This is a genomic window from Sphingomonas sp. Root710, from assembly GCF_001429065.1.
Classification (GTDB): domain Bacteria; phylum Pseudomonadota; class Alphaproteobacteria; order Sphingomonadales; family Sphingomonadaceae; genus Rhizorhabdus.
Genome location: NZ_LMIB01000014.1, coordinates 1 through 3,697 on the forward strand (window position 1 = coordinate 1; position 3,697 = coordinate 3,697).

The window sequence follows — 3,697 nt, forward strand, 5'->3', positions numbered from 1 at the left end:
ATCACCCTGGAAATGGCGCCACTTGAAATCCGTCATCGTTCCGTCCGTCCAATCTCCGCCAAGCATGCTCAAGCTTCACGATTTTTGCAACAGAGCCCTGCAGAGGGCCTCGGCGGACCACCGCTTCCCCGACTTCGACGAGAACGCCGTAGCGACGAGCTTTTATACCTCGGGCACGACAGGGCTCCCCAAGGCCGTCAGCTTTACCCACCGACAGATCGTGCTCCACACCATGGCCATCGTCGGGCTCTTCTCGGCGCAGGCGCCGGAAGGATTTCGGCACGGGGACGTGTACATGCCGATCACGCCAATGTTTCACGTTCATGCGTGGGGCATCCCCTACGCAGCCACGATGCTCGGGCTGAAGCAAGTCTATCCAGGTCGCTACGTCGCGGCGGAGCTCATTGCGCTTCGCACTCGCGAGCGTGTGACGTTCTCCCACTGCGTACCGACGGTGCTGCAGATGCTGCTCGATGCCAACGAAACGCTCGCAGCGGACCTGTCTGACTGGACGATCGTCGTCGGTGGATCCGCCTTGCCGCTATCGCTCCGCACCGCCGCGCGACGCCAGGGCATAAGGGCGATCGCCGGTTACGGCATGTCGGAGACGGGGCCCATCCTCGCGCTTACCCGATCGGAGCCGGACCTCGTCACGAACGACGAGGAACAGGACGCCATTCTCTGTCGCACCGGTAGGCCGATCCCGCTGGTTCAAATGCGCATCGTCGACGAGGAGATGCGCGACGTTCCGCACGATGGCCTCGCTCAGGGAGAGATCGTCGTGCGGGCGCCCTGGCTTACCGCCTCGTACGCGGGGAACGTCGAGGCGTCCGCCGACCTGTGGCGAGGCGGTTGGCTGCACACGCAGGATGTGGCTACCATCGACCCGGACGGCTTCGTACAGATCCGAGATCGGCTAAAGGACGTTATTAAGACAGGAGGCGAGTGGATCTCCTCGCTCCTGCTCGAGGAATTGCTCCTCTTCCATCCCGGCATCAAGGAGGTCGCGATCATCGCGGTGCCTGATCAGCTCTGGGGCGAGCGACCGGTCGCGGTCGTCGTCACGATGCCCGATGCCACGCCACCGGTACTCGATGATATCCGACAACATCTTCAGCCGTCGGTCGAGGCGGGTACGATTAGCCGGTACGCGGTCCCCGACCGCGTGATCGTGCTGGAACACCTTCCGCGCACCAGCGTCGGCAAGATCGACAAAAAGCAACTGCGACTGATCGCCGCTTAATGCTTCATTCAACTGGCATGACGCTCCCACACCCAGAGGTGTCCACATGAAAATCATAAACCACTCGCTGTACATCGCCGGCCGCTGGGTTGAACCTGCAGGCGGCGGATATCTGAGCGACATCGTGGATCCCGCCTCGGGCCAAGCGATCGCCCAGATGGCGTTCGCCAGCGATCGGGACGTGGATTTGGCCGTTGAGGCGGCGCACGCGGCCTTTCCATCATACTCTCGCAGTCCGCTGGGCGATCGCATCGCACTGTTGGAGCGCATCTGCGCCATCTACGAAAGGCGCTTGCCGGACATCGCGAAGGCCGTGACCCGGGAGATGGGAGCGCCTTACGAAAGCTTCTCTCTTCCACTACAGGCCGCCTCCGGGCTCTGGCACTTCCAGACTGCGCTGGCCACTGCGAGGGATTTTCCGTTTGAACGCATGATCAACGCCACGACGAAGCTCGTGCGAGAGCCGGTCGGGGTGAGCGCCTTGATCACGCCTTGGAATTGGCCTCTGAACCAGGTGGTGGTGAAGGTCGCGCCCGCGCTGGTGACGGGATGCACCATGGTCCTCAAGCCCAGCCAGAACTCGGCCCTTTCCGCCGCGATCGTCGCGGAGATCCTCGACGAGGCGGGAGTGCCGGAGGGTGTGTTCAACATGGTCCAGGGCGAAGGCAACAGGCTTGGACACAGGCTCGCCTCCCACCCCTTGGTCGACATGGTGTCGCTTACCGGATCAAACACTGCTGGCGCGGCTACGAGCCACGCCGCTGCTGACACCTTCAAGCGGGTTTCCCTCGAACTCGGGGGCAAGTCGGCCAATATCATTTTGCCCGACGCTGAACTCGAGGCAGCGATCGCTCATGCGGTTCGCCACATGATGAGCAACAGCGGCCAGTCTTGCAACGCTCCTTCGCGACTGCTCGTGCCTCAATCCTTGCTTTCGGAGGTGGAGGCACAGGCGGCGGAAGTGGCTGATGCCCTCGTGGTAGGCGACCCGTTTGCCGTCGGAACCGACATCGGGCCCATCGCCAACGAGCGCCAGTTCAGGCGCGTGAACGCGCTGATCGAACAGGGAATAAGCGAGGGCGCGCGATGCGTGGCGGGAGGACCGGCCGCCTCGCAGGAGCCGGGAGCCGGATACTACGTGAGGCCAACCATCTTGGTCGACGAGGCGAACGACACGGTCGTTTCCCGCGAGGAGATCTTCGGTCCCGTGCTCGTGATCATCCCTTACCGGGATGAGGATCACGCGGTCGAGATCGCGAACGACACCCCGTTCGGGCTGTCGGGCTACGTCTGGGGCTCGACGGTCGAACGAGCGTCCGAGACGGCGACCCGTTTGAGGACCGGTATGGTGCATCTGAACGGCGCCTCTGTGGACTTTGCCGCACCGTTCGGCGGCTACAAACAATCTGGGAACGGACGCGAGTGGGGAGCTTGGGGGCTAGAAGATTTCCTCGAGACGAAGGCCGTAATGGGTGTGGTTCCCTGACGAGGCGACGGCGGAGTGGAGCCGGTGGCTGGGGAAATCGTGCAAACGGCCGCTCCATCGGACGGCCGCGTCGAACCAACGAACAGGGTCGCTGCGACGAAGGAACCACGGGAGGTGCGATGGAACGGTGGAGCCTGAACGGCAAGGTCGCACTGGTGACCGGCGCGTCCAGTGGACTGAGCGCCCACTACGCGTCGGTGCTAGCGACCGCGGGCGCCGACGTCATCGTCGCCGCTAGACGAGAGTCGGTCGCGCACCAAATCCGCGATAGCATCCTCGCTGCAGGCAGAAAGTGCCGGACCGCCTGCCTTGGTGTCGTCGACGGTACGACCATCGCCGCTCTGCGACCACTGCTGGACGAAGCCGACATCTTGGTGAACAGCGCCGGCGTGGTGCGCGACGCGACGGCGCTCGACCAGTCCGCGGTCGATTGGGACGCGATAATCGACACAAACCTTAAGGCCATGTTCCTGATGTCACAGGCCTGCGCGCGATGAAGGAACGCGGTACGGGCGGATCGATCATCAACAGCGGCTCGATCTTGGGACTGCGCCAGGCTTGCGGCGTGTTACCCTATCCAATGTCGAAGTCCGGCGCGATCCAGCTGACCAAGGCGCTCGCGCTCGAATGGGCGCGTCACGGCATCCGCGTCAACCCGCTGGCTCCCGGCTATGTCAAGACGGAACTGAACGGGGAGCCTTGGCAGGGAGACGCTGGTAAGGCGTTGATCCGCCGTATCCCGCAGCGCCGCCTGGGCAGATTGAAGGATCTTGACGGCCCGCTGCTGCTGCTGGCGTCCGACATGTCCGCGTACATGACCGGGATCGGTCGTTGAGGTGGATGGCGGCCATCTCGTCAGCACCCTATGAAGGGGTCACTACACGAAAGTGCATTTTACGTACGCTAAGAGAGAACCTCTCGTGAACGCGGGCATGCGCCATCATGCGGCCAAGAGCGATGAAGGCGTG

At 63.3% G+C, this 3,697-nt stretch carries 2 protein-coding genes and 1 pseudogene; all 3 read left to right on the top strand.

The features are described 5' to 3' along the window. Positions 1–1,243, top strand: a 1,243-nt coding sequence (locus ASE00_RS14925; protein WP_156405453.1) for an AMP-binding protein, incomplete at its 5' end; no start/stop codon positions are given. 46 nt (positions 1,244–1,289) lie between these two features. Then, positions 1,290–2,729, top strand: a complete 1,440-nt coding sequence (locus tag ASE00_RS14930; protein WP_056381761.1) for an aldehyde dehydrogenase family protein — start codon at positions 1,290–1,292, stop codon at positions 2,727–2,729. Positions 2,730–2,848: 119 nt separating this feature from the next. After that, a pseudogene (locus ASE00_RS14935) lies at positions 2,849–3,564 on the top strand (SDR family NAD(P)-dependent oxidoreductase). Positions 3,565–3,697 lie beyond the last annotated feature (133 nt).

Coding starts and splice junctions, on each gene's coding strand:
- ASE00_RS14930 (WP_056381761.1), top strand. CDS start 1,290: ATGAAAATCATAAACCACTCGCTGTACATCGCCGGCCGCTGGGTTGAA.